Source organism: Pseudomonas sp. JDS28PS106 (genome assembly GCF_036706555.1).
In the GTDB taxonomy this organism is placed as follows: domain Bacteria; phylum Pseudomonadota; class Gammaproteobacteria; order Pseudomonadales; family Pseudomonadaceae; genus Aquipseudomonas.
The window spans coordinates 47,976-71,577 of record NZ_JBAJGT010000019.1 but is presented as its reverse complement, the minus strand read 5'-3'; the positions used below and the strand labels follow the sequence as shown (position 1 = coordinate 71,577).

Below are 23,602 nucleotides of genomic sequence, written 5' to 3'. Positions count from 1 at the left end.
GGCGAGGCGGCGGATCGATCACCAGGCGCCGGGTGGGATGCCGTCCTTGTTGAAGTCCTTGAGGCGCTCACGCTCTTCTTCAGTGGCATGAGCAGGGGTGTCGTCATCTTCAGGCAGGTCTTTTTCCGCGTCTTTCGGATCTTTCTCGTCGCTCATGATCGTCTCCTTCGCATTGACCCTCTTTGGGCAGTGCAAGGCCTGAGCAGTTCAACCTGCTGCCACGAGCGGAAATCTCTTCGTTTGAATGGCTTTTCGCACAGACGCACGCAATACGGTGCATCGAAAAGTAATACCTAGGTGCCTGCGGAAGATGTATGGCAGGATCACGGCACATAAAGCTGAGGCGTCACTTGCTGAGCGCTGCGAGCCCCTCCGGAAACCTGGCGTTGAGGTACGAACATGTTGAACTGCAATCTGACGGCCATTGAGCTCGCGGTGATCAGCGAAATCGAAGCAACGTCGAGCCTGCTCAAACTGGTCAATCGTCTGACCGGCATGCGATTTTCGGCCATCGCCAAGGTGACCGACACTCGCTGGCTCGCCTGCGCCGTTCACGATGAAGTGCAGTTCGGCGTCGAACCGGGCCAGGAGCTGGAGCTTGAGCAGACGATCTGCCAGGAGCTGCGGCTGCATCGGACCCCGGTCATCATCAGCGAAGTGGCGAGCGACGCGAAGTATGCCGATCACCCGATCCCCAAGCTGTTTGGCTTCCAGAGCTATTTCTCGTTGCCGATCATCTTTCCCGACGGTGAGTTCTTCGGCACCTTGTGCGGCCTCGATCCGATCCCGGCCAAACTGGATGACGAAGAAATGATCGACACGCTCAAGGTTTTCTGCACCTTGATCGCCAGTACCTTGTATGCCCACGGTCAGCTCCTGGAAGCCCAGCTTTGCAGCGCCGGCGCCGCCTCTTCCGGGTCGCTGCTCGAAACGCAACAGGCCGGCTGAGGCCGGGACAGCAGTTTTGGCAATCTGACGACGAACGGCGCCTCGGCCTGCCAGCCCGCGCCGTTCGCTTGATAGAGCAGGATCGATTGAGCAAAAAACGCTCAAACCCGACCCATATGCCGAACCGTCGTCTAGTCAAAACCATGGCATCTGCTAGAGTGCGGCGTAATATCAAATAGGCATCACTCGATGCGAGTACGCTCATGCACACCGGCGCGCCAATCCCCCTAAACGAAGCACGCCGCCTGGCGCGGATCGACCACCTGTGCGTGACCGAAAGTGTCAGCGACCCGGTGTTCGACGAAATCGTCGCCATGACCGCGGATTTTTTTCAGGCGCCTATCGCGCTGGTGTCCATTGTCGACAAGCATCGCCAATGGTTTCGCGCTCGAACGGGGCTCGACGTCCAACAGACGCCGCGCGCCTTGTCGTTCTGCGCCTATACCATCCTGAGCGACCAGCCGCTGGAAATCCTCGACGCGACCCGGGACGAGCGGTTCGTCGATAACAGCCTGGTCACTGGCCATCCTGGAATCCGTTATTACGCCGGCGCGCCCTTGATTACCGACGATGGTCTTCGTCTGGGCAGCCTGTGCATCATCGACACCCAGCCGCGCCCTGCCATGAGCGCCCGCGATGTCATGATGCTCAAGCGCATGGCGGCGCTGGTCATGAAGCACATCGTCAGCCTGCGTCATAACTGTTATCTGGATCAGGCGTCGGGGCTGTACAACCGCGAGCGGCTGGAAGAGGACGTGCGCCAGGCCATCCATTCAAGTCTGAATCGTCGGCTGGTGGTCGCGGACATGTTCACCGCCGAGTTCCTGAGCGACGTAGTCAAAGCGCTCGGCTATGGCTTTGCCCAGGATCTGGTCATTGCGATCAAGGAACGGCTAGTGCGACTGCTGCCGGAAGGCTGCCTGTTGTACAAGGTCAGCCCGACCCGCTTCGGCTTGCTGATACCGGGCGATATCTGTGACGAACAATTGTGTCGCACGCTGCTGGACGCTTTCGAAGCGGCTGTGCAGTGCCAGGGCATTCCGGTGCAGATGCAGCTCGGCATCGGCGTGGTGGATCTGCGGGCCGAAGCCGGTCCCGAACCGGACTGGGTTCGGCGCGCGGTCAGCACCGCCGACCATGCCCGCGATCATCAGTCCGGCTGGGAACGCTATCAGCCGCAGCGGGACGCGGCGCGGCAGCGGGCCTTCAGTCTGCTCAGCGCGCTGACCGACGCCGTTCGCGCGCCCGATCAACTGCGTCTGGTCTATCAGCCCCGGATCGATCTCACCACCGGCGCCTGTACCAGCGTCGAAGCCTTGCTGCGCTGGACGCACCCGACGCTGGGTCCGGTCGGTCCGGCCGAATTCATCCCCTTGGCGGAAAAGACCGCGTTGATGCGCCCGCTGAGCATCTGGGTACTGACCAGCGCCATCGAACAGGCGGCGGCCTGGCATGCGGCGGGGCTCGATCTGAGAACGGCGATCAACGTCTCTGCGCAGGACCTGTCAGGCCCCGAGTTCACCGAACGCATGATCGCCCTGTTGGACCGATATGGCGTCTCGCCGACCCGCTTCGAGCTGGAATTCACCGAAAGCGCATTGATGAAGAACCCGGCCGAGGTCCGCCGCCAGCTGGAGCGCTTGCGCGCCTTGGGCATGCATATCGCCATTGATGACTTCGGCACGGGCTACAGCAACTGGAGTTACCTGCGCCAGCTGCCCGCGAACTCGGTCAAGCTGGATCAGTCGCTGATGCGCAACCTGATCAGCGACTGCAACGATCAGCAACTGGTCAAGGTGCTGATCGGCCTGGCGAAGAAGATGGGTTACTGCGTGGTGGCCGAAGGCATCGAAACGCAGCAGGTCAAGGACTTGCTGTCCGCCTGGGGCTGCCATGAGGGCCAGGGCTACCTGATCGCCAGGCCTATGGAAGTCGACGCGCTTGAGACGTGGCTTGGCGTGCAGGCCGCAGCGTATCGCCATTACTGAACGCTCATAGGCAATCAGTTATAACCTTAGAACACATCTTCATAACCGCTTAGAAGAGAAGGCGCTATCCTGCCCGCCACTTTTTACCTGACAAATCAGCGGTGCAGGGTCATTTATGGATGTGGGTGGTTTGGGGTTTGTAGTGGCCGGCCTGGTGGTGGGCTTTATCGTGGGTATGACCGGCGTGGGCGGCGGCTCGCTGATGACCCCGATCCTGCTGTGGTTCGGTATCAACCCGGCGACGGCGGTGGGCACGGATCTGCTGTACGCGGCGATCACCAAATCCGGCGGCGTACTGGTCCACAAGAAGAACGACAACATCGACTGGAAGATCACCGGCTGGCTGACGCTGGGCAGTGTTCCGGCCGTGCTGTTGACCTTGTGGTTCCTCAGCACCCTGGACAGCGCCCCGGAAGCCGTCAACGCCATCATCAAACAGGCGCTCGGTTTCGTCCTGCTGCTCACGGCCCTGGCAGTCCTGTTCAAGAAGCGTCTGCTGGGTTTTGCGCACAGTCGGGGCAACGGACACTCGCTGGTCAGCGGCCCGAGCCTGAATGCGCTGACGGTGGCGACCGGCCTGTTGCTGGGCACCATGGTCGCGCTGACTTCCATCGGCGCCGGCGCCCTGGGCACCGTGGCGCTGTTCATTCTCTATCCGCTGCTGCCTACCCGGCGATTGGTCGGTACGGAGATCGCCCATGCCGTGCCCCTGACGCTGGTGGCGGGCCTGGGCCACGCCAGCATGGGCAACATGAACTGGGAATTGCTGGGCTGGCTGTTGATGGGTTCGCTGCCCGGCATCTGGATTGGCAGCCACATGGCAGGCCGCGTTTCGGATGACCTGCTGCGGCCGTTCCTGGCGGTGATGCTGGGCTCGATCGGTTTCAAGCTGGCGTTCTGAGGGCCGCGAAGCCTGGGCACATGAGCCACTGTTGAGCCGTATCAATGCGTTCATCGGGTTTCGCATCATAGTGGTGGTCGAGTGAGTGATTTCGGCGCAGGATTCCCGGCGTCGTTATTGCGCGCCGTTGACCCGACACCTGCCCACCTCGCCAATGGAGATGCTGACCATGCTTATCCGGATTGAAGAAGGTAATCACGACAACCACTGGATTGTCCGGCTGGACGACTACCCGGTGACCTGCCGCAACTGGCAAGAAGCCAAGACATTCGCCGATCGCATGCAATCGCGCATCGATGCTCCCCATCCCCTTCCCTGGCGTTCAGCCCGGCAGTCTCGCGCGGACCGCGTGAGCGACGTTCCGGTAGCCTGAGCCCTTTTCATCGAACAGCGCTGTCGCCTGCGTTGACAGTGCTGTTTCGTCTGCCGCCCTGTGTCCATTGACACGGAAAGGTTCTCGATTCCGTGACATCCATTTCACATCCTCTTCACCTGCCGGCCTTTAGATTTGACTCACTCCTTTGATGAATCCCATTTGGCCCGCCTTGTTGCGGGCCATTTTTTTTGCCCGGCAAAAGTAGAAACCTTCACGGCGTCACTCGGCGCTGCCGGCCAGTGTCATGTCGTGCGCCGCGGTGCTGGTCGCTTGGTGCGTGGGGGTCAGTTGCGCCAGACGTTCGGTGCCGGTGCCATTGACGATGGAACTGCTCCAGCCAGCAGTGACCGCAGCGATCCAGCCAAGCAATACGACGAGGGCCAGCTGCCATGCCCACTTGGCAATCAGACTCATGAGCTTTCTCCTACAGGTTCCGGGGACAACGGTTTCGATGGCGTGGATATAAACACGCGACTGTTGCAGAAGCATGGCACTGGCCGGATTTGAGGCGTCTCGCCGAGAGACTCCGATCAAGCTTCAGGAACTCGGCGCAGAGGCGGGCTTCATAACTGTGAAGCCGTTGAGAAATCCATCGACCATCGGAGTACTCAAGCCATGCCCACCGCAAACAAAGACAAGTACACCCAGGAGCAGAAGCGCAAGGCCGAACACATCGAGGAAGGGTACGAGAAAAAAGGCGTATCCAAAGGCGAAGCCGAGGCTCGGGCCTGGGCAACCGTCAACAAACAGTCCGGCGGCGGCGAACGCAAAGGCGGCTCAGGGAGCAAGACGCCGGCTTCGAAGAAAACCGCGGCCCGCAAGGATTCGGCCAAACGCGCCGTCGCTACCAAACGTGGCGAACGGCGCTCGGACCAGTCGCTGGAATCCCAGACCAAGGCAGACTTGATGCAGCGCGCACGCGGCCTGCAGATCGCCGGGCGCTCCACAATGAGCAAGCAGGAACTGATCAACGCCCTCAAAAAAGCCTCGTAAAGGAGCGCGCCTATGAGCGGGTCCCGAACAGCTGCTGTAAAAACCGATGTCGTTCTGTTGCCCACCCACAAAAAGCTCGCCACTCATGAACTGGTCGTTCACCAAGTACTGGCGCGCAAGATCGCACGCCTGCTCGGTGCCGGCTTCGGCGGTATGTACGATCCGGAAGCGGCGAAGGCAAGTAACGCGAACCTGTATTTCGTGCCTTCCGACACGCTGATCGGCCATGACCAGCACCGCCACCTGAAGATCGACTCTGAGCAGGATCTGTTCGGCGGCCTGATCGCCGAACCGTTCATGGCCACCAAGGCCATCTCGCACCCGCTGTTGGAAAACGCGAGCGCGCGGCCTTCCGGCTGGTCCGACGAATTTCACCGGAGTGTCGCCGACGCCGTGCTCGGCGGTTATAGCGTGTTCAGCAAGCGCGATGCGCTGGAGGCCGGCAAGCGCCTGCTCGACACCGGACTGATTCGCGTCAAGCCGGTGCTGGCGACTGCCGGGCGTGGACAGATCGAGGTGACCTCCCTGGGCGAGCTGACCGCCGCCATCGAAGCCCAGGACGGGCAGGACATGGAACGCTGGGGCCTGGTGCTCGAACAGAACCTTCAGGACGTCGTGACCTACAGCGTCGGCCAAGTGCGGATAGCGGGCATGATCGCCAGCTATCACGGTACTCAGTGCCTGACCCGGGACAATCAGGGCGAGAACGTATACGGCGGCTCCAGCCTGCGCCTGGTACGAGGCGGGTTCGATGCTCTGCTGGCGCTGGAACTCGACGAGCCGGTACGCCATTCGATCAGGCAAGCCATGGCCTACGACCAGGCGGCCTCCAGCTGTTTTCCGGGATTCATTGCCTCACGCCGCAATTACGACATCGCCCTGGGGCGTGGTGCCGACGGGCAATTGTGTTCGGGTGTGCTGGAGCAGTCCTGGCGCATCGGCGGCGCCAGCGCGGCCGAGATCGAGGCGCTGATTGCCTTCAGCGAGGCCCCGGCATTGCAGCGGATCGACGTGTCCACCCACGAAGTCTATGGCGAAACCATTCTGCCTCGGGGCGCGGATGTGCTGTTCGAAGGCGACGATCCGCAAGTTGGCTTCATCACTAAATACATACAGGTCGAACCTTATGAGCGTACGCAGTGAAAGCATTGAAATAAACGTCGACGATCAGTCGATCTCGGGGACCATTCTGACGCCTGGCGAGAAGATGCCTGGCATCCTGTTCGTCCACGGCTGGGGCGGCAGCCAGCAACGGGACCTGGCTCGCGCGAAGAACATTACCGGTCTGGGATGCGTGTGCCTGACCTTCGATTTGCGTGGCCATGAACGTACCCATGAGCTACGGGCCACCGTGTCGCGCGAGCAAAGCCTGCAAGACTTGTTGGCCGCCTATGACCTTCTGGTCAGCCATCCTGCCGTTGACCCTGAGGCCATTGCTGTCATCGGCAGCAGCTACGGCGGCTATCTGGCGACCATCCTGAGTTCGCTGCGGCCGGTGAAATGGCTGGCCCTGCGGGTGCCGGCGCTTTACTGGGACGCGGACTGGGACATGCCCAAGCAACAACTGGATCGCGACAAGCTGGCGCATTACCGCCGCTCCGCGCTCACCGCGGCCGATAATCGAGCGCTGGCAGCCTGCAAGGACTTCAATGGGGATGTGTTGCTGATCGAGTCGGAACAGGACGATTACGTTCCGCATGCAACCTTGATGAGCTACCGCGGCGCATTCGAACATGCGCATTCATTGACTTACCGTCTGGTCGACGGCGCCGACCACGCGCTGAGCAGTGACATCAGCCAGAGCGTCTACAGCTCCATGCTGACCAACTGGATCAGCGAAATGGTCATTGGCGCGCGTCTGGTCGACTACCCTCACCACTCAGCCAAATATTCCTGATCAGTACTTGGTGCCCTGTTTCCCCGGTTCGGCGGGACGGGGCACATGACGCGGGCCGGCAATCAGAAGCGCCAGTACACCTAGAATCGGTACAGCCACGATTACGATCATCCACATGAGCTTGTCGTTGGAAGCGGTTACGGTTTTGCGCACGCGCATGATTGCCCATATATCCGCGATCACCACCAGCGCGGTAATCAGCGTAAAGAGCCACAGATCGCTTTCCGATAACATTTGAACCTCCTGCTCATTTCGACTGAGGCGACTCGACCGGCCGCCCTTGCAATAGAAGAGGCGCGCAGGCCCCTTAAAGTTCAGCGAAGTAGGAAAAATCAAACGCTTTTGCGACTTGGCGCAGCCGCCGGTCCGCCAGTCTCGCGCAGCCACGAAACCATTGCTCTGGCAGGTATCCAAGCGCTAAGGAGCCCCAGGAACCTGATGGAGCGCTACTGCGCCGTGGAGCGAAATCCAATGACCGCGAGCCTTATCAAACTCTTCACTCAGCCCAAACAGGCATGGCGCGACATTCGCGCTCAGGAAGACGAGTCGCCGCGACAATATCTGCCCCATCTGGTGCTGCTGGCGCTGATTCCGGCCATTTGTCTGTTCATCGGGACGACCCAGGTCGGCTGGAGCCTGGCGCGGGGCGAGCGGGTCTGGCTGGAGACCACAAGCGCGCTGCAATTGTGTGCGTTGCTGTACGTCGCGACCTTGATCGGCGTTGCGTTGATGGGCGTCTTCATTCGCTGGATGTCACGGACATTCGAGGCACGCCCGACGCTGAATCAGTGCGTCGGTTTTGCCACCTATGTCGCTACGCCCTATTTCCTGGCAGGCCTGGCAGGGTTGTATCCGAGTCGCTGGCTGGCGATTCTGGTGCTCGGGCTGGCATCCGCGTATTCGACCCTGCTGCTGTTCGTCGGGACAGGAACCTTCATGCGCCTGCCGGAAGGCAAGGCACCGCTCTACGCGGCGGCGGTGTGGGGTGTCGGGCTGCTGGTGCTGGTGACCCTTCTGATCTCGACCATCCTGCTCTGGTACAACGGTTTGACGCCGGAGTATGTGAGAAAGGTATTGGGGGACGTGCCGGAGTAGTGGAATCGCCAGCAAGCTGGCTCCTACAGGTCCAGCGTCGTACGCGAATCCGTGGGAGCGAGCTTGCTCGCGAAGGGCTCGATGCAGATATTCCGGCAAAACCCTTGAGCGTTTATCGCCAGCAAGCTGGCTCCTACACAATCTGTAGGAGCCAGCGGGCGGCGATCCGTCTTGCTGGCGATTGGGCCGATCAGGTGATCGGCGCGGGGTTGAACAGGGTGATGTCGTTGTGCAGGCGATAGTGCTCGGTCCAGGTCTTTTTCTTACCGCTGGCCACGTCCAGGTAGAAGTGGAACAGCTCCCAGCCCAGCTCCTCGATGCTGGCACGGCCGGTCGCGATGCGGCCGGCGTCCACGTCGATCAGATCCGGCCAGCGCTGAGCAAGCTCAGTACGGGTCGATACCTTGACCACCGGCGACATTGCCAGGCCGTAAGGCGTGCCGCGCCCCGTCGTGAACACGTGCAGGTTCATCCCGGCCGCCAGCTGCAAGGTGCCGCAGACGAAGTCACTCGCCGGCGTCGCGCAGAAGATCAGGCCCTTGCGATCCACACGTTCGCCCGGCCCCACCACGCCATTGATCGCGCTGCTGCCCGACTTGACGATGGAGCCGAGTGATTTCTCGACGATATTGGACAGACCGCCCTTCTTGTTTCCCGGGGTGGTATTGGCGCTGCGATCCGCCTCGCCTTTTGCCAGATAACGGTCGTACCAGTCCATTTCGTTGACCAGTTGCTGGGCGACTTCCTGATTCTCCGCGCGCGAGGTCAGCAGGTAGATGGCGTCCCGCACTTCGGTCACTTCCGAGAACATCACGGTCGCGCCCGCGCGCAGCAGCAAGTCAGAGGCAAAGCCCAGCGCCGGGTTGGCGGTGATACCGGAGAATGCGTCACTGCCGCCGCACTGCATGCCCAGGATCAGTTCGGAAGCCGGCACCGTCTCGCGACGCCGCTTGTCCAGCTTCTTCAGACGCACCTCGGCCAGTTCCATGATCTGCTCGACCATTTCACTGAAACCGTGGCTGGAGTCCTGCAGGCGATAGAGCCACGGCTCGCTCAGGTCCACCGAGCTGTCGCCTTCGTGCATGACCTGCCCGGCCTGCAATTTCTCGCAGCCCAGGCTAATCACCAGCGCCTCGCCACCCAGGTTCGGGTTGCGCGCCAGATTGCGCACGGTCCGGATCGGGATGTAGGCGTCGGTCGCGGTGATAGCGACACCGCAGCCGTAGGTATGGGTCAGCGCAACCACGTCATCGACGTTCGGGTACTTGGGCAGCAGCTCTTCGCGAATGCGCTTGACCGCGAAATCCAGCACGCCGGTCACGCATTGAACGGTCGTGGTGATACCCAGAATGTTGCGGGTGCCCACGGTCCCGTCCGCGTTGCGGTAGCCCTCGAAGGTATAGCCTTCCAGCGGCGGTTGCTTCTCGGGCACTGCGTCGGACATCGGCAGACTGTCCAACTCCGGCGCCGATGGCATGCGCAGCTGGTCTTCCCTGACCCAACTGCCGCGCGGTATCGGTTGCAGTGCGTAGCCGATCGGCACGCCGTAACGAATGATGGCATCGCCTTCGGCGAGGTCCACGGTACTGACCTTGTGGCTCTGGGGGACGTTGTCGACAGTGACCAGTCCACTGTCGAATTCGGTTCCGGCAGGCACGCCCTGGTCATTGACCACCACGACCACGTTATCCAGCGGATGCAGCCGGATATACCGTGGAGAGTCGGCATGTTGAATCAGGTTCATCACGGTTTCCTCAGGATTTGGCTCGGGAAAGGTTGCCGACGGCGTCGTCTGACAATGGCCCCTTGACTGGAGGCTCTACCAATTCCACGCGCTTGATCTCACCCACGATAAAAATGTAACTGATCACGGCCAGCAGCGCGTTGGCGCCGACGAACACCAGTGCCCACTTGAACGAACCCGTGGTGCTGATGATGTAGCCGATCACAATCGGGGTGGTGATCGAAGCGATGTTACCGAATGTATTGAACAGACCGCCGCTCAAGCCGGCAATCTGCTTGGGCGATACGTCGGACATGACCGCCCAGCCCAGCGCGCCGACGCCTTTGCCGAAGAACGCCAGCGCCATGAAGCCCACCACGACCCATTCGATATCCACGTAGTTGCAGGTGACGATGGAGGTCGACAGCAGCAGACCGCCGATGATCGGCGCCTTGCGGGCGAACGTCAGCGAATGGCCTTTGCGCAGCAGGTAGTCGGAAATCACCCCGCCCAGCACACCACCGATGAAGCCGCAGATCGCCGGCAGCGAAGCGATGATGCCCGCCTTCAGGATAGTCATGCCGCGCTCCTGCACCAGGTACACCGGGAACCAGGTCAGGAAGAAGTAGGTGATGCCGTTGATGCAGTACTGGCTCAGATAGATGCCGAGCATCATCCGGTTGGTCAGCAGCTGGCGGATGTAGTCCCACTTGGGACCGCTGTTGGCCGGCTTTTCCTTGCCTTTGCCCTTGTCCTGATCCATGTCGACCATGCCGCCGTTGCTGGCGATATGTTCCAGCTCGGCGTCGTTGATCATCGGATGCTGCCGCGGGCTGTAGATAACCTTCATCCAGATGGCCGAGAACACGATACCGGCCGCGCCCATCACGACGAATACATGCTGCCAGCCGTAGGTGTAGACGATCCAGCCCATGATCGGAGCGAACAGAACGGTTGCGAAGTACTGCGCCGAGTTGAAAATCGCCGAAGCGGTCCCGCGTTCAGCGGTGGGGAACCAGGCCGCCACGATGCGGGCGTTGCCGGGAAAGGATGGCGCTTCGGCCAGACCCACCAGAAAGCGCAGCATGAACAGTGCGACTATGGCGGTCGAGACACCGAACTCACCCACATAGCCTTGCAGCAGGGTGAACAGCGACCAGGTGAAAATGCTCATGGCATAGACTTTCTTCGACCCGAACCGGTCGAGCAGCCAGCCGCCAGGGATCTGGCCGGCCACGTAGGCCCAGCCGAATGCGGAGAAGATGTAACCCAGGGTGACGGCACTGATGCCGAGGTCTTTTTGCAGGCTTGAGCCGGCGATTGCGATGGTGGCGCGGTCGGCGTAGTTGATCGTGGTGACGAGAAACAGCATCAACAGGATCAAATAGCGGACGTGAGTCGGCTTGGACTTTTGCATCGATGAACTCCCACTATTATTTTTTTACGCGGGTAAAACATATTGTGTGTGCAGCGTTACAGGCCCCTTAGGGATCCGGCGGCAGCGGCGTCCCTACCTGCAACAATTCCAGCTGTTCCAACGACAAAACCGCTGATCACTCAGCGGTTCTGCGTTTGCCTGTCTTACTGCTTGCCTTGCTTGTCCATCAGCGCGGCGAGCATTTCGCACTCTTCGGCGGTCAGGTCGGTCAGCGGAGCGCGGACCGGACCTGCGTCATAACCTGCGATCTTGGCGCCGGCCTTGACGATGCTGACGGCATAGCCAGCCTTGCGGTTGCGGATTTCCAGGTATGGCAGGAAGAAATCGTCGATGTATTTGCCGACGGTTTCATGATCGTCACGAGCGATGGCGTGGTAGAAGTCCATTGCCAGCTTGGGTACGAAGTTGAATACGGCCGACGAGTAGACCGGTACGCCCAGCGCCTTGTAGGCAGCGGCGTAGACTTCGGCGGTTGGCAGGCCGCCCAGGTACGAGAAGCGGTCGCCCATGCGGCGGCGGATCGAAACCATCAGCTCGATATCGCCCAGGCCGTCTTTGTAGCCGATCAGGTTCGGGCAACGCTCGGCCAGTTTCTCCAGCAGGTCTGCGTTCAGGCGGCAGACGTTGCGGTTGTAGACGACAACGCCGATCTTGACCGACTTGCAGACCGCTTCAACGTGAGCGGCAACGCCGTCCTGGCTGGCTTCAGTCAGGTAGTGAGGCAGCAGCAACAAGCCCTTGGCGCCCAGGCGCTCGGCTTCCTGTGCGTATTCGATGGCCTGACGGGTCGGGCCGCCAACGCCTGCCAGAATTGGCACGCTGGTAGCGCAAGTATCGACCGCGGTCTTGATGATTTCCGAGTATTCGCTGGCCGCCAGGGAGAAGAACTCACCGGTGCCGCCTGCGGCGAACAGTGCGCTTGCGCCGTACGGAGCCAGCCACTCCAGGCGTTTGACATAGCCAGCGCGGTTGAAATCGCCCTGAGCATTGAAATCGGTAACCGGGAAGGACAGCAGACCGTGAGAGAGGATGGACTTGAGTTCTTGTGGATTCATTGTGCGAACACCCTGTGAGACTTTGTTGTTGTGGATGAATTCACCGGGGCAGTGCCGATGTCGTAAGTCATCGTACAACTGAAAATAAAATGTCTCAACAGGGATTTTGAGGTTTTTGCATCGAGAGGCGATGAGTGGGCGTGAAGGCCTTGGATTACGCGGGGTGTGGGGGGATGCGGAAGGTAGGGATGGGTTATATGACAACCTGATGCAGCGTGATGTGGATCGCCAGCAAAACCAATCGCCAGCAAGCTGGCTCCTACAGGAACCTGGCTTGCTGGATCGGCGGACTCAGGCCCGCTGCGACTCCGCCTCTTCGTGCGCATGGCGCAGGCGTTCGCGGCTGTTGGTCAGGTGCAGGCGCATGGCAGCGCGGGCAGCATCTGCGTCCTGGCGAGCGATGGCTTCGTAGATTTCCTCGTGCTCACGGCTCAGACGGTCCATGTAATGCTGCTGGTCGTCATGGGCCAGACGCGCGGAATTCAGCCGGGTGCGGGGAATGATGCTGGCACCCAGGTGAGTCATGATGTCGGTGAAATAGCGGTTGCCGGTCGACAGCGCAATTTGCAGGTGGAACTGGAAATCCGACGCCACGGCGTCGCTGTCATGGGCAACGCTCTCGCTCAGCGCATCGAGCGCTTCACGCATCGCCGCCAGTTGCTCGGGGCTGCGTCGATGAGCCGCCAGTCCGGCGGACTCGACCTCGAGACTGATGCGCAATTCCAGGATCGCCAGCACGTCACGCAAGGTGACGATGGTCGCCGGATCGATGCGGAATCCGCTCGGGCTTGGCGTGTCGAGCACGAATGTACCGATGCCGTGCCGGGTTTCGACCAGGCCGGATGCCTGCAGACGAGAGATAGCCTCGCGCACGACCGTCCTGCTGACGCCCTGCTCTTCCATGATCGCCGACTCGGTCGGCAGCTTCTCGCCGCGCTTGATCTGCCCGCTGCGAATACGCTCGGACAGTTCGACCACCAGTTCCTGCGCAAGGCTGCGGTGCTTTCTACGGGCGCGGGGTGGTGCGCTCTGGTTTTCCATATCCAACATCAGTCTCGGACGAATGAGTAAGAGCCAATCATAGCTCAGCAGTTGTACGATCACAGCCCGACAGGGTAAAAGACCTGTCGGGAAATGTTGCCAAACGCCCGTGGAACAGGCGCTCCAAGTGTCTGGCCCGTCGGTTTCAGCGACGTACCGGACGCTTCTGCAATTTGCGTTGCAGAGTGCGTCGATGCATCCCGAGGGCTCGCGCGGTCGCGGAAATATTGCCTTCGTGTTCGGTCAGCACGCGCTGGATGTGCTCCCACTGGAGGCGGTCGACCGACATGGGGTTTTCCGGCACCAGGGTGTCGAGATCGGCATGCTCGGAGAGCAGCGCCGCCAGCACGTCATCGGCGTCGGCCGGCTTGCACAGGTAATTGCGCGCGCCGCGCTTGATCGCTTCGACAGCGGTGGCGATGCTCGAATAACCGGTGAGGATCACCACGCGCATGTCCGGATCGAGTTCCAGCAGTTTGGGCAGCAGCACCAGCCCCGAGTCGCCGTCCATCTTCAGGTCCAGCGCGGCGAACTCAGGAATGTCCTGCTGGGCCAGTGCCAGCCCTTCTTCGGCAGAGCCCGCGGTACTGACCCGGAAACCGCGTCGGCCCATGGCACGCGCCATGACCCGGGTGAACGTCGCGTCGTCATCTACCAGCAGCAGATGCGGCAGTTCTTCGCCATCGACCTGAATGTCTTCGTCACTCATGCTTCTTCTCCTCGTGTATCACGGGGCAGGCGCAGCTCGGTCAACGTACCGCCCTCCTCATGACTGTAGAGTTTTACCGAGCCACCCGCACGGGTGACGCTGGCCTTGCTCAAAAACAGACCCAGGCCGAAGCCTTTGCCCTTGGTGGTGAAAAACGGCTTGCCGATCTGTTCGGCGATGGCGACCGGCACGCCCGGACCATGATCGCGGATGCTTACCCAGACCTCGGCAGCATCCCAGTCCAGACTTACCCCAAGATCGTCGGGGCAGGCATCGGCGGCGTTGTTGAGCAGGTTGAGCAGCGCCTGGGTCAGATCCGGTGGCGGCGACAGCATGGGTGCGTCGCCCTTGCCCAACTGCTGGAAGCGATAGCTGACTTCAGGTCGCATCAAATGCCAGCGATTCAGTGACTCGTCCAGCCAGCGGGTCACCGGCTGGTGCTCGACGGCCATACGGCGATTGGCTTCGGCAGCCCGGACCAGTTGCTGCAGGGTGTGCTTGCACTGCTTGACCTGTTCCTGAAGGACGCCGAGATCGTCGCGCAGCTGCGGATCGCTGTGCTCCTGCTGCATTTCATTGAGCAGTACGCTCATGGTCGCCAGCGGCGTGCCCAGTTCATGCGCGGCGCCTGCGGCTTGAGTCGCGACCGCCAGCAATTGCTGGTCGCGCAAGCCTTCCTCCCGGCGCTCGCCGCGCAGCTGCTCCTGACGCCGCATCTCTTCGGCCATCTTCGCCGCGAAAAAAGTGATGACCCCTGCGGCCAGCGCAAAACTCAGCCACATGCCGTAGACCTGCATGTTCTCGCGCGCGCTGGGGTAGGTTTCCAGCGGATAGGAGCGCACCATCAGCAGGGTATAAAGGCTCAAGGCGAAGCCCGACAGGATCAGCGAATAACGCCACGGCAAGGTCGCGGCGGCGATGGTCAGGGGCACCAGATAATAGGAAACGAACGGATTGGTGGACCCGCCGGAGTAATAAAGCAGGGCGCTATGGATCAACAGATCGAGCGCGAGCTGCAACGCATATTCCTGTTCGGTAAGCGGCAACGAGGTGCGCAGTCGCAGCGCCGTCAGCACGCACAGTACCAGGGAACAGCCGAGCGTGATCGACAGCTGCAGCCACGGCAGGGGCATCACATCGAGCAGCCATGCGATGCCAACCGACCCGGCCTGGGCGGCCAGCACCAGAATGCGGATGAATGTCAGGCGCCACAGGTTTTGCCGAGTGGCCGAAAGCGTTTGTATGGGGGCGAGCATAAGCTCTCCTGATGACCGCGACAGCGAATCGCAGCGAGTATAACCAAGCGTGGCGCAAAACTGGCAAAGTGCGTCAAAGCACCACAGGCCTGAGCCCTCGGTCCAGCCTGGAACCGCCAATCCTGACAACAGTCTCATGGGTTTGCGCCGAGCGACGTTGTGTCGCAGGCGCTACGATAACAAGGAGTCACCATGTTCAACCTTCGCCCCGCCGCCACGCTTCTCGCCCTGGCCGCCACGGCCGCCGTCAGCCTTCCCGCGCTGGCTGAAGCGCCGCGTTACAATCAGATTTCCCTGCGCGCCGAAGTGAATCAGGAAGTGCAGCGCGATCTGATGCTCGTCACGCTCTATACCGAAGCGCAGGACAGCGATCCGGCCAAGCTGGCCGCGCAGATCACCGAAACCCTGAACAAGGGTCTGGCCCAGGCGCGACAGGCCAAGGACGTGAAAATCCGCCAGGGCAATCGCAACAGCTACCCGATCTATGACGACAAAGGCCAGAAGATCACCGGCTGGCGCGAGCGTGCCGAACTGCGTCTGGAAAGCACCGACTTTGCCGCGCTTTCCCGCCTGACCGGCGAGCTGCTGGGCGAACTCAAGATGGGCGGCATGGACTTCTCCATTTCCCCTCCTGCGCGCAAGGCCAGTGAAGACGCCTTGCTCAAGGATGCCGTCAGCGCGTTCAAGGCGCGGGCACAACTGGTGACCGAGGCGCTCGGTGGCACCGGCTACAAGCTGGTCAACCTGAACCTCAATACATCGGGTTATCCACAGCCTTACCTGCGTGCGCCTTCGATGATGATGAAAGCTGCCCGCGAGGATGCCGCGCCGACGCCGGATATCGAGGCCGGTACCAGTCAGGTCAACGTGGCCGCGGACGGGGTGATCGAGGTCGCCGTTCCCTGACCGCTACGGGTCCTGCAACCCACGGCGGCAATCTGATTGCCGCCGTTTTCCCTGCCTGGCCAGATCCTTTTGCCCGCCCCTCCGGCACGGCCTCCTACAGTGCCAGGCGCCCAGTCTGATTTTCAGAATCCCCTTCGAAGCCCAACATTCATACCGCACGTTTCGGTTATCGACTCGGCATCCGGTCGCCGATGCGTGACCCTCAATACCCTACTTATTATCAAGGAATCATGGATGAATCCTTCTGCAAAGACAGCCCAGGCTGTATCCGCTCCTGATGCTTCAAACCCCATTGAAACTCGTCCCGTTGAAACGCGTATCCCTGTGCCGCTTCCAATGGCAGCGCGGTTCGAAGCCGGCAAGGGCAGTGAGGAGCATGCGACTCATGGCACCATCGAAAAAGTGCTGGAGACTGCTGGCTTCAGCCATAACGAGACACGCGCCATCTATTACGGAAACTGGCTGCGCGATTATTCTCAGTTGCTTGACCCCAAGATCGTCCGCGCAGCCGACATGCCGAAGAATTTTCCGGACGTGTTGTCTCGCGAAGCGCTGACGAGGATTGTCGACATTCTGGCTGTCAGGGAATTCACGGACCTGATGAAAATCGACCGTTCTCGCTTCATCGTGACGCCAGAGCGTCTCGGGGTTTACCGGGCAAGCGAACATATCGACAACCCGAAGGCGGTCAACCCGAGCCCGGCAAATCCGAAAGATCGTGACCCGGACTTCGAGGATCCGGTATTGCCCGGCGACCCTCTGCTGGAAGTCGATTCGGACACATCGATGAAGCGCTACATCAAGCGCTCGGCCGACGTCATGAGCGACATGCTCACATCCGCCACGAATGCCGGCTTGAAGTCCACCGACGGCCTTCGGGCCATGGGCTCGGCGCTGCACATTCTCGAAGACTTTTTTGCCCACTCCAATTTCGTCGAACTGAGCCTGATCAAGGCCGGCTATACCGATGTGCTGCCTTGGACGTCGCAAGCCCCCTGCAAGCACCGGCTGCCGCTGGTCACCGGCATGTTCGGCGGCAGCGACGTCATCGCCAGCCTTGCCGCACCCTTGGGCAAGATCCTTTTTTCCAGTGAGCAGAAGCCCTTCGAAGCCACGAGAACGGGGGAGCGCTCCGAGCGGGACCAGATCATACTCATCCTGCTGAGCGAACACTCCAATCCCGCCCTGCTCCAGGCCTACGAGACCTTTCTGGCGGCGCGGGACAAATGGGCCGGTCTTCCGTTCGCCAGTCAGGTAGAGCAGTTCTATCATTTCACCAGCCTGCCCGGGCGCATCGTCAGCTCTGCAATTGGCACTGTGATGCAAGGACTCGCAACCTGGTTCGGCAACAGCATCGATGATATGCAGACACTGCTCGGCGACGATCCCAATACCAGCGGATCGACCGACCCTTCCCATTCCCAGCTTGCCAAGGATCATGCAGAGCACCCTTTGCATCTGTTGGCCGCCGAGCTGGCCCGCAAAGCGGTTCTGGACGTCGGCCAGGCAGTGCTCGCCATGGCGCACGGCAAGCAGGACGCCGAGCATCCGGCAATCCTCGCCACCCGGTATTTCACCCATCCTATGGATAGCGAGTGGCAGGACGGGATCGTTCGGCAATGGGCCAGCAAGCATCCGGAGAACGTCAAACGGGCTACGCAGAAAAGCGACCTGCTAGACGGCCAGAAACGCCTTCAGAAAAGCGCGCAAGATGCTTTGAGGAGATTCAACTCTGAAAGCTCAAGCTTCATGAATACCTTCTTCGAGAAAGTCGCTGACCTCAAGGATTTCTGGGACAGAATCACCGGCAAATGACGCCCTTGGTCCAGCAGACGGACCGCAGTGACGTTTCCATGGTCTACTCGGGAACCGGCGCGACACCGCCTTATCTCGAGAGGACCTCATGAGCCATAACCTTCTGAAGCCGCTGGCGGTGGCGACCGCCCTGCTCGCCTGCACACCTCTGGCTCAGGCCGCGACCACGCTGGTGTACTGCTCGGAAGCGAGCCCCGCCGGGTTCGATCCCAGCCAGTACACCAGCGGCACGGATTTCGACGCTTCGGCGGAAACCGTCTTCAACAGGCTGACGCAGTTCAAGCGGGGCGGCACCGAGGTGGAGCCCGGTCTGGCGACAAGCTGGGAAACATCCGCAGACGGCCTGAGCTACACCTTCCATCTGCGTGAAGGCGTGAAATTCCATACAACGGACTATTTCACGCCGACCCGCGATTTCAATGCCGACGACGTGCTGTTCACTTTCAATCGCCTGCTCGATCCCAACCATCCGTTTCGCAAGGCCTACCCGTCCGAGTCTCCTTATTTCACCGACATGGGCCTGAACACCACGCTCAAGAGCGTCGAAAAGATCGATGCGCGGACGGTGCGCTTCAACCTGAATAACGTCGACGCGGCCTTCATTCAGAATCTTGCGATGAGCTTTGCCTCGATCCAGTCAGCCGAATACGCCGACCAGTTACTCAAGGAAGGCAAGGCACAGGACATCAATCTGCGGCCCATCGGCACCGGCCCCTTCGTATTCAAGCGCTATCAGAAGGATTCGCAGATACGCTACGCGGGCAATACCCAGTACTGGAAACCTGAAGACGTCAGGCTCGCCAACCTGATCTTTTCCATCAACAGCGATGCCGCGGTACGTCTGCAAAAGCTCAAGACAGGCGAATGCCATGTCAGCGGCTACCCGCGCCCGCAGGACATCGAGCAGATGCAGCAGGACCCGAAACTCAAAGTGCTCAGTCAGCCGGGCTTCAACCTGGGCTTCCTTGCCTACAACGTCAGCCACCCGCCACTGGACCAGCTCAAGGTGCGGCAGGCGCTGGACATGGCCATCGACAAGCCGGCGATCATCAAGGCTGTCTACCAGAGCGCGGGGGTGCTGGCACAGAACGCACTTCCGCCCGCACAGTGGGGTTTCGATCCGGACATCAAGGACGCGCCTCATGATCCTGTCCGGGCAAAACAATTACTCAAGGAAGCCGGTGTCGCGCCCGGCACCGTGATCGACCTCTGGGCCATGACTGTGCAGCGGGCCTCCAACCCCAACGCGCGCATGTCGGCGCAGATGATCCAGGCCGACTGGGAAAAGATCGGTATCAAGGCCAACATCGTCAGCTATGAATGGGGCGAATACATCAACCGCGCCAAGGCCGGCGAACATGACGCCATGATCTACGGCTGGACCGGCGACAACGGCGATCCGGACAACTGGCTTGGCGTGCTGTACAGCTGCGCGGCGATCAACGGAAGCAACTACGCCAAATGGTGTGATCCGGCCTATGACAAGCTCATCCAGCAAGCCAAGGTCAGTAACGACCGCGAACAGCGCATCGAGCTGTATCGCAGGGCGCAAGCGCTGCTCAAAGCCCAGGTTCCGATCACTCCGATTGCCAACTCGCGGGTCTTCCAGCCGATGCGCCAGGAAGTGCAGGATTTCAGGATCAGTCCGTTCGGGCTGACGCCCTTTTATGGCGTCGGTCTAGGAAAATAATGCCCCAATCAAGCCCCGATCGGGTGCAAACGCCACGTTCGGCCGTACCCGTTTGGTGCGCGGAAAGGTCTGAAATGGACTTCGCAAACGTTCAAATGTGTCAAGAATTATACTTTCGCGACATTCCTGTACGTGCGTGCCACTCTTTGCGGCGTCTTTGACGTCAACATCTTGATTTGGGTATGGCGTCTGCATAAGTATCGGCGGGACGACTCATGAGGTCGGTCCCTCTAACCAGAAAAATGACAACAACTGAGGCCACCATGCTCAAACACGCGGTCATTCCATTCCTTGTCGGTGCAGGTCTGCTTGCCGGCGCTCCATTCGCCCACGCCGCCTCCAACCTGGTGTTCTGCTCTGAAGGCAGCCCGGCGGGCTTCGACCCGGCTCAGTACACGACAGGTACCGACTTCGACGCGTCGGCGGAAACCGTCTTCAACCGGCTGGTGCAGTTCGAGCGTGGCGGCACCGCGGTTCAGCCAGGTCTGGCGAAGAGCTGGGATGTCTCCGAAGACGTACTGACCTACACCTTCCATTTGCGTGAAGGCGTCAAGTTCCACACCACGCCATATTTCAAGCCGACCCGTGAATTCAACGCGGACGATGTGCTGTTCACCTTCAACCGCATGATCGACAAGGACATGCCGTTCCGCAAAGCCGCCCCGACCGAATTCCCGTATTTCACCGACATGGCGATGGACACCAATATCGCCAAGGTGGAGAAAGTCGACGATCACACCGTCAAGTTCGTGCTCAAGACCGTGGACGCGGCGTTCATCCAGAACATGGCCATGAGTTTCGCTTCGATCCAGTCCGCCGAATACGCCGATCAGTTGCTCAAGGAAGGCAAGGCCGCGGATATCAACCAGAAGCCGATCGGCACCGGCCCGTTCGTGTTCAAGAGCTACCAGAAAGATTCCAATATCCGTTTCACCGGCAACAAGGATTACTGGAAGCCGGAAGACGTGAAGGTCGACAATCTGATTTTCGCCATCACCACCGACCCGTCGGTGCGCATGCAGAAGCTCAAGAAGAACGAGTGCCAGATCACGGCGTATCCACGTCCGGCCGACCTGGAACCTTTGAAGGCCGACAAGAACCTGAAGATGCCTGATCAGGCCGGCTTCAACCTGGGCTATATCGCCTACAACGTCATGGACAAGATCAAGGGCAGCGATCAGCCCAATCCGCTGGCGCAGCTGAAAGTTCGCCAGGCCCTGGACATGGCGGTCAACAAGCAGCAGATCATCGATTCGGTGTATCAGGGCGCTGGCCAGCTGGCCGTCAATGCCATGCCGCCGACCCAGTGGTCCTATGACACCAGCATCAAGGACGCGGCTTACGATCCCGAGAAAGCCCGCGCGCTGCTCAAGGAAGCCGGCATCAAGGAAGGCACCGAGATCACCCTGTGGGCCATGCCGGTGCAGCGTCCATACAACCCGAACGCCAAGCTGATGGCCGAAATGCTCCAGTCCGACTGGAAGAAGATCGGCATCAACGCCAAGATCGTCAGCTATGAGTGGGGCGAATACATCAAGCGCGCCAAGGCCGGCGAGAACGGCGCGATGCTCATCGGCTGGAGCGGCGACAACGGTGACCCCGACAACTGGCTGGGCACGCTCTTCGGCTGCGACGCGCTAAATGGCAACAACTTCGCCAAATGGTGCGACAAGCCGTTCGATACCTTGATCCACCAGGCCAAGGAAACGCCGGATCAGGCCAAGCGCACCGAGCTGTACAAACAGGCGCAGCATCTCCTCAAGGACGCCGTGCCAATGACGCCTATCGCGCACTCCACGGTCTATCAGCCCATGCGCAGCACTGTGCAGGATTTCAAGATCAGCCCCTTCGGTCTGAACTCCTTCTATGGCGTCAGCGTGAAGTAATCGACGTCGACAGCGCCGTTTTTGCGGCGCTGTCCGACTGCGGATACTGGCGGGCAGGCGGGAAAGCGGCCATCAGAAGCGTTTTCCTACTTTCTCGACGACGCTTTCCTACATGTTCTGCGGCCTCCGAGCCTATTTACCGTTTGCTTGTGCCGACATAACGTCGCGGTCGCTTCGTGCATGTTGTTCGGGCCAAGCCTGTTGGCCGCGCAGAAAATGAGCCTCCGGCTCGTCCTTTGAAGGATGGAAATCATCATGCGTAAATCATTAGCCGTGACCTCGCTGCTGGGTCTGGGGTTGTCCGCGCTGACTTCGCAGGCTCAGGCCGCGAGCAGTCTGGTCTTCTGCTCCGAGGCCAGCCCCGCGGGTTTCGACAGTGCCCAATACACCGCGGCGACCGACAACGATGCTTCCGAGCCGATCTACAACCGCCTCACCGAGTTCAAGCAAGGTGATACGTCGGTAGTGCCCGGCCTTGCAACCTCCTGGGACGTCTCGCCCGACGGTCTGGTCTACACCTTCCATCTGCGCGAAGGGGTCAAGTTCCACAGCAACAAGAACTTCAAGCCCAGCCGCGATTTCAACGCCGATGATGTGGTGTTCACCTTCAACCGGATGCTCAAGGCCGATCACCCGTTCCGGGTAGCCTACCCCACCGAATTCCCTTACTTCACGGGCATGGGTCTGAACACCAAGATCAAGTCGATCGAGAAGACCGGCCCGCTGACCGTGGTCTTCACCCTCAACACTGTGGACGCTGCTTTCGTACAAAACATCGCCATGAACTTCGCGGGCATTCTATCCGCCGAGTACGCCGACTACCTGATGACCAAAGGCGATGTGCGCGACATCAACCAGCAGCCCATCGGTACCGGGCCGTTCGTGTTCCAGCGTTATCAGAAAGACTCGCAGATTCGTTATCGCGGCAACAAGGAATACTGGGACCCGAGCCGGGTCAAGATCGATCAGCTGATTTTCGCGATCAACACCGACGCATCGGTGCGCATGCAGAAGCTGCGCAAGAACGAATGCCAGGTCACGCTGAACCCTCGCCCCGCGGACCTGGAAGGACTCAAGGCCGACAAGCAGTTGAAAGTGCTGGAGCGCCCCGGCTTCAACCTGGGCTATATCTCGTACAACGTTCGCCATGAGCCGCTCGGCAACCTGCAAGTGCGCCAGGCGCTGGACATGGCGGTCAACAAGCCGGCAATCATCAATGCCGTTTACCAGGGCGCCGGCCAGCTGGCGGTCAACGCTATGCCGCCGACCCAGTGGTCCTACGATGAAACCATCAAGGATGCGCCCTACAACCCCGAGAAAGCCAAGGAACTGCTGCGCGCTGCGGGCGTGAAAGAGGGCACCGAACTGACCTTGTGGGCGATGCCGGTTCAGCGTCCCTACAACCCCAACGCCAAGCTCATGGCTGAAATGCTCCAGGCGGACTGGGCCAAGGTCGGGATCAAGGTCAAGATCGTCAGCTACGAATGGGGCGAGTACCTCAAGCGCACCAAAAATGGCGAGCACGACATCTCACTGATTGGCTGGACCGGCGACAACGGTGACCCGGACAACTGGCTCGGCACGCTCTACAGCTGCGCGGCCATCGGCGGCAACAACTACTCGATGTGGTGCGACGAGAAATACGACCAGTTGATCAAGGCCGCCATCGCGACCACTGACAAGAACCAGCGCACCGACCTGTACAAGCAGGCCCAGCAATACCTCAAACAACAGGTGCCGATCACCCCGATCGCGCACTCGACCGTCAACCAGCCATTGCGCGCCGAAGTTCGGGATTTCCACGTCAGCCCGTTCGGCCGCAACAATTTCTCCGGCGTCAGCATCGCCGACTAACCCGTCAATCAGCGCACTGCCCGCTGCCCTT

The 23,602-nt window shown here is 60.4% G+C and carries 22 protein-coding genes; 13 read left to right on the top strand and 9 right to left on the bottom strand.

The window, feature by feature from the left end; genetic code table 11:
- Positions 1-18 precede the first annotated feature (18 nt).
- Positions 19-156, bottom strand: coding sequence for a hypothetical protein (locus tag TRP66_RS22030; protein ID WP_333407179.1), 138 nt, complete (start codon positions 154-156; stop codon positions 19-21).
- Positions 157-402: 246 nt separating this feature from the next.
- On the opposite strand from TRP66_RS22030, the gene TRP66_RS22025 reads away from it, so the two are divergent.
- From TRP66_RS22025 to TRP66_RS22010, 4 genes are all read left to right on the top strand, one after another.
- The gene (locus TRP66_RS22025) at positions 403-948 is read left to right on the top strand and encodes a GAF domain-containing protein (RefSeq protein ID WP_333407194.1); all 546 of its coding nucleotides are present in this window, start codon (positions 403-405) and stop codon (positions 946-948) included.
- Between the two features lie 203 nt (positions 949-1,151).
- A complete protein-coding gene (locus tag TRP66_RS22020) occupies positions 1,152-2,936 on the top strand; it encodes a sensor domain-containing phosphodiesterase (RefSeq protein WP_333407177.1) in 1,785 nt (594 codons plus the stop codon).
- Between the two features lie 115 nt (positions 2,937-3,051).
- On the top strand, positions 3,052-3,837 hold the full coding sequence (locus TRP66_RS22015; protein WP_333407175.1) for a sulfite exporter TauE/SafE family protein: 786 nt from the start codon (positions 3,052-3,054) through the stop codon (positions 3,835-3,837).
- 169 nt (positions 3,838-4,006) lie between these two features.
- Positions 4,007-4,210 (top strand): hypothetical protein, encoded by a 204-nt coding sequence (locus tag TRP66_RS22010; protein WP_333407173.1) that lies wholly within the window; start codon positions 4,007-4,009, stop codon positions 4,208-4,210.
- 222 nt (positions 4,211-4,432) lie between these two features.
- Here TRP66_RS22010 and TRP66_RS22005 read toward each other — a convergent pair whose 3' ends face one another.
- Positions 4,433-4,627: a hypothetical protein gene (locus TRP66_RS22005; protein ID WP_333407171.1), complete on the bottom strand. Its 195-nt coding sequence runs from the start codon at positions 4,625-4,627 to the stop codon at positions 4,433-4,435.
- A gap of 201 nt (positions 4,628-4,828) precedes the next feature.
- Between TRP66_RS22005 and TRP66_RS22000 the strand changes: the two genes are divergently transcribed.
- Genes TRP66_RS22000 through TRP66_RS21990 form a run of 3 tightly spaced genes read left to right on the top strand, consistent with a single transcriptional unit; the run spans position 4,829 to position 7,103 of the window.
- Positions 4,829-5,206 carry a Rho termination factor N-terminal domain-containing protein gene (locus TRP66_RS22000; protein ID WP_333407169.1) on the top strand — a complete coding sequence of 126 codons (378 nt, stop codon included), beginning with the start codon at positions 4,829-4,831 and terminating at the stop codon, positions 5,204-5,206.
- Positions 5,207-5,218: 12 nt separating this feature from the next.
- Complete coding sequence (locus TRP66_RS21995; RefSeq protein WP_333407167.1) at positions 5,219-6,349, top strand: DUF3182 family protein; 1,131 nt, start codon at positions 5,219-5,221, stop codon at positions 6,347-6,349.
- On the top strand, positions 6,333-7,103 hold the full coding sequence (locus tag TRP66_RS21990; protein ID WP_333407165.1) for an alpha/beta hydrolase family protein: 771 nt from the start codon (positions 6,333-6,335) through the stop codon (positions 7,101-7,103). Before TRP66_RS21995 ends, TRP66_RS21990 begins: the two co-directional genes overlap by 17 nt.
- Here TRP66_RS21990 and TRP66_RS21985 read toward each other — a convergent pair whose 3' ends face one another.
- Complete coding sequence (locus tag TRP66_RS21985) at positions 7,104-7,337, bottom strand: PLDc N-terminal domain-containing protein (RefSeq protein WP_333407163.1); 234 nt, start codon at positions 7,335-7,337, stop codon at positions 7,104-7,106.
- A gap of 237 nt (positions 7,338-7,574) precedes the next feature.
- Between TRP66_RS21985 and TRP66_RS21980 the strand changes: the two genes are divergently transcribed.
- A complete protein-coding gene (locus TRP66_RS21980; protein ID WP_333407161.1) occupies positions 7,575-8,198 on the top strand; it encodes a Yip1 family protein in 624 nt (207 codons plus the stop codon).
- Positions 8,199-8,388: 190 nt separating this feature from the next.
- Here TRP66_RS21980 and garD read toward each other — a convergent pair whose 3' ends face one another.
- From garD to TRP66_RS21950, 6 genes are all read right to left on the bottom strand, one after another.
- A complete protein-coding gene (garD, locus tag TRP66_RS21975) occupies positions 8,389-9,942 on the bottom strand; it encodes a galactarate dehydratase (protein ID WP_333407159.1) in 1,554 nt (517 codons plus the stop codon).
- A 10-nt stretch (positions 9,943-9,952) separates the two neighbouring features.
- Positions 9,953-11,338, bottom strand: a complete 1,386-nt coding sequence (locus TRP66_RS21970; protein ID WP_333407157.1) for an MFS transporter — start codon at positions 11,336-11,338, stop codon at positions 9,953-9,955.
- A 164-nt stretch (positions 11,339-11,502) separates the two neighbouring features.
- A complete protein-coding gene (gene kdgD / locus TRP66_RS21965; RefSeq protein ID WP_333407155.1) occupies positions 11,503-12,414 on the bottom strand; it encodes a 5-dehydro-4-deoxyglucarate dehydratase in 912 nt (303 codons plus the stop codon).
- Between the two features lie 291 nt (positions 12,415-12,705).
- Positions 12,706-13,455, bottom strand: coding sequence for a FadR/GntR family transcriptional regulator (locus TRP66_RS21960; protein ID WP_333407193.1), 750 nt, complete (start codon positions 13,453-13,455; stop codon positions 12,706-12,708).
- A 145-nt stretch (positions 13,456-13,600) separates the two neighbouring features.
- Positions 13,601-14,164 (bottom strand): response regulator transcription factor, encoded by a 564-nt coding sequence (locus TRP66_RS21955; protein WP_333407153.1) that lies wholly within the window; start codon positions 14,162-14,164, stop codon positions 13,601-13,603.
- Positions 14,161-15,420, bottom strand: coding sequence for an ATP-binding protein (locus tag TRP66_RS21950; protein ID WP_333407151.1), 1,260 nt, complete (start codon positions 15,418-15,420; stop codon positions 14,161-14,163). Before TRP66_RS21950 ends, TRP66_RS21955 begins: the two co-directional genes overlap by 4 nt.
- Positions 15,421-15,612: 192 nt before the next feature.
- Here TRP66_RS21950 and TRP66_RS21945 point away from each other — a divergent pair, with 192 nt between their 5' ends.
- From TRP66_RS21945 to TRP66_RS21925, 5 genes are all read left to right on the top strand, one after another.
- Positions 15,613-16,326 carry an SIMPL domain-containing protein gene (locus TRP66_RS21945; RefSeq protein WP_333407149.1) on the top strand — a complete coding sequence of 238 codons (714 nt, stop codon included), beginning with the start codon at positions 15,613-15,615 and terminating at the stop codon, positions 16,324-16,326.
- Positions 16,327-16,560: 234 nt separating this feature from the next.
- On the top strand, positions 16,561-18,141 hold the full coding sequence (locus tag TRP66_RS21940; RefSeq protein ID WP_333407191.1) for an HET-C-related protein: 1,581 nt from the start codon (positions 16,561-16,563) through the stop codon (positions 18,139-18,141).
- Positions 18,142-18,229: 88 nt separating this feature from the next.
- Positions 18,230-19,831, top strand: coding sequence for an ABC transporter substrate-binding protein (locus TRP66_RS21935; protein ID WP_333407147.1), 1,602 nt, complete (start codon positions 18,230-18,232; stop codon positions 19,829-19,831).
- Positions 19,832-20,094: 263 nt separating this feature from the next.
- Positions 20,095-21,717, top strand: coding sequence for an ABC transporter substrate-binding protein (locus TRP66_RS21930; protein WP_333407145.1), 1,623 nt, complete (start codon positions 20,095-20,097; stop codon positions 21,715-21,717).
- A gap of 255 nt (positions 21,718-21,972) precedes the next feature.
- On the top strand, positions 21,973-23,571 hold the full coding sequence (locus TRP66_RS21925) for an ABC transporter substrate-binding protein (protein ID WP_333407143.1): 1,599 nt from the start codon (positions 21,973-21,975) through the stop codon (positions 23,569-23,571).
- Positions 23,572-23,602 lie beyond the last annotated feature (31 nt).

Coding starts and splice junctions, on each gene's coding strand:
- TRP66_RS21985 (WP_333407163.1), bottom strand. CDS start 7,337: ATGTTATCGGAAAGCGATCTGTGGCTCTTTACGCTGATTACCGCGCTG.
- TRP66_RS21990 (WP_333407165.1), top strand. CDS start 6,333: ATGAGCGTACGCAGTGAAAGCATTGAAATAAACGTCGACGATCAGTCG.
- garD (WP_333407159.1), bottom strand. CDS start 9,942: ATGAACCTGATTCAACATGCCGACTCTCCACGGTATATCCGGCTGCAT.
- TRP66_RS22005 (WP_333407171.1), bottom strand. CDS start 4,627: ATGAGTCTGATTGCCAAGTGGGCATGGCAGCTGGCCCTCGTCGTATTG.
- TRP66_RS21930 (WP_333407145.1), top strand. CDS start 20,095: ATGCTCAAACACGCGGTCATTCCATTCCTTGTCGGTGCAGGTCTGCTT.
- TRP66_RS22015 (WP_333407175.1), top strand. CDS start 3,052: ATGGATGTGGGTGGTTTGGGGTTTGTAGTGGCCGGCCTGGTGGTGGGC.
- TRP66_RS22010 (WP_333407173.1), top strand. CDS start 4,007: ATGCTTATCCGGATTGAAGAAGGTAATCACGACAACCACTGGATTGTC.
- TRP66_RS21925 (WP_333407143.1), top strand. CDS start 21,973: ATGCGTAAATCATTAGCCGTGACCTCGCTGCTGGGTCTGGGGTTGTCC.
- TRP66_RS21955 (WP_333407153.1), bottom strand. CDS start 14,164: ATGAGTGACGAAGACATTCAGGTCGATGGCGAAGAACTGCCGCATCTG.
- TRP66_RS21970 (WP_333407157.1), bottom strand. CDS start 11,338: ATGCAAAAGTCCAAGCCGACTCACGTCCGCTATTTGATCCTGTTGATG.
- TRP66_RS21945 (WP_333407149.1), top strand. CDS start 15,613: ATGTTCAACCTTCGCCCCGCCGCCACGCTTCTCGCCCTGGCCGCCACG.
- TRP66_RS22030 (WP_333407179.1), bottom strand. CDS start 156: ATGAGCGACGAGAAAGATCCGAAAGACGCGGAAAAAGACCTGCCTGAA.
- TRP66_RS21935 (WP_333407147.1), top strand. CDS start 18,230: ATGAGCCATAACCTTCTGAAGCCGCTGGCGGTGGCGACCGCCCTGCTC.
- TRP66_RS21995 (WP_333407167.1), top strand. CDS start 5,219: ATGAGCGGGTCCCGAACAGCTGCTGTAAAAACCGATGTCGTTCTGTTG.
- TRP66_RS22020 (WP_333407177.1), top strand. CDS start 1,152: ATGCACACCGGCGCGCCAATCCCCCTAAACGAAGCACGCCGCCTGGCG.
- TRP66_RS21980 (WP_333407161.1), top strand. CDS start 7,575: ATGACCGCGAGCCTTATCAAACTCTTCACTCAGCCCAAACAGGCATGG.
- TRP66_RS22000 (WP_333407169.1), top strand. CDS start 4,829: ATGCCCACCGCAAACAAAGACAAGTACACCCAGGAGCAGAAGCGCAAG.
- TRP66_RS21960 (WP_333407193.1), bottom strand. CDS start 13,455: ATGGAAAACCAGAGCGCACCACCCCGCGCCCGTAGAAAGCACCGCAGC.
- kdgD (WP_333407155.1), bottom strand. CDS start 12,414: ATGAATCCACAAGAACTCAAGTCCATCCTCTCTCACGGTCTGCTGTCC.
- TRP66_RS21940 (WP_333407191.1), top strand. CDS start 16,561: ATGAATCCTTCTGCAAAGACAGCCCAGGCTGTATCCGCTCCTGATGCT.
- TRP66_RS21950 (WP_333407151.1), bottom strand. CDS start 15,420: ATGCTCGCCCCCATACAAACGCTTTCGGCCACTCGGCAAAACCTGTGG.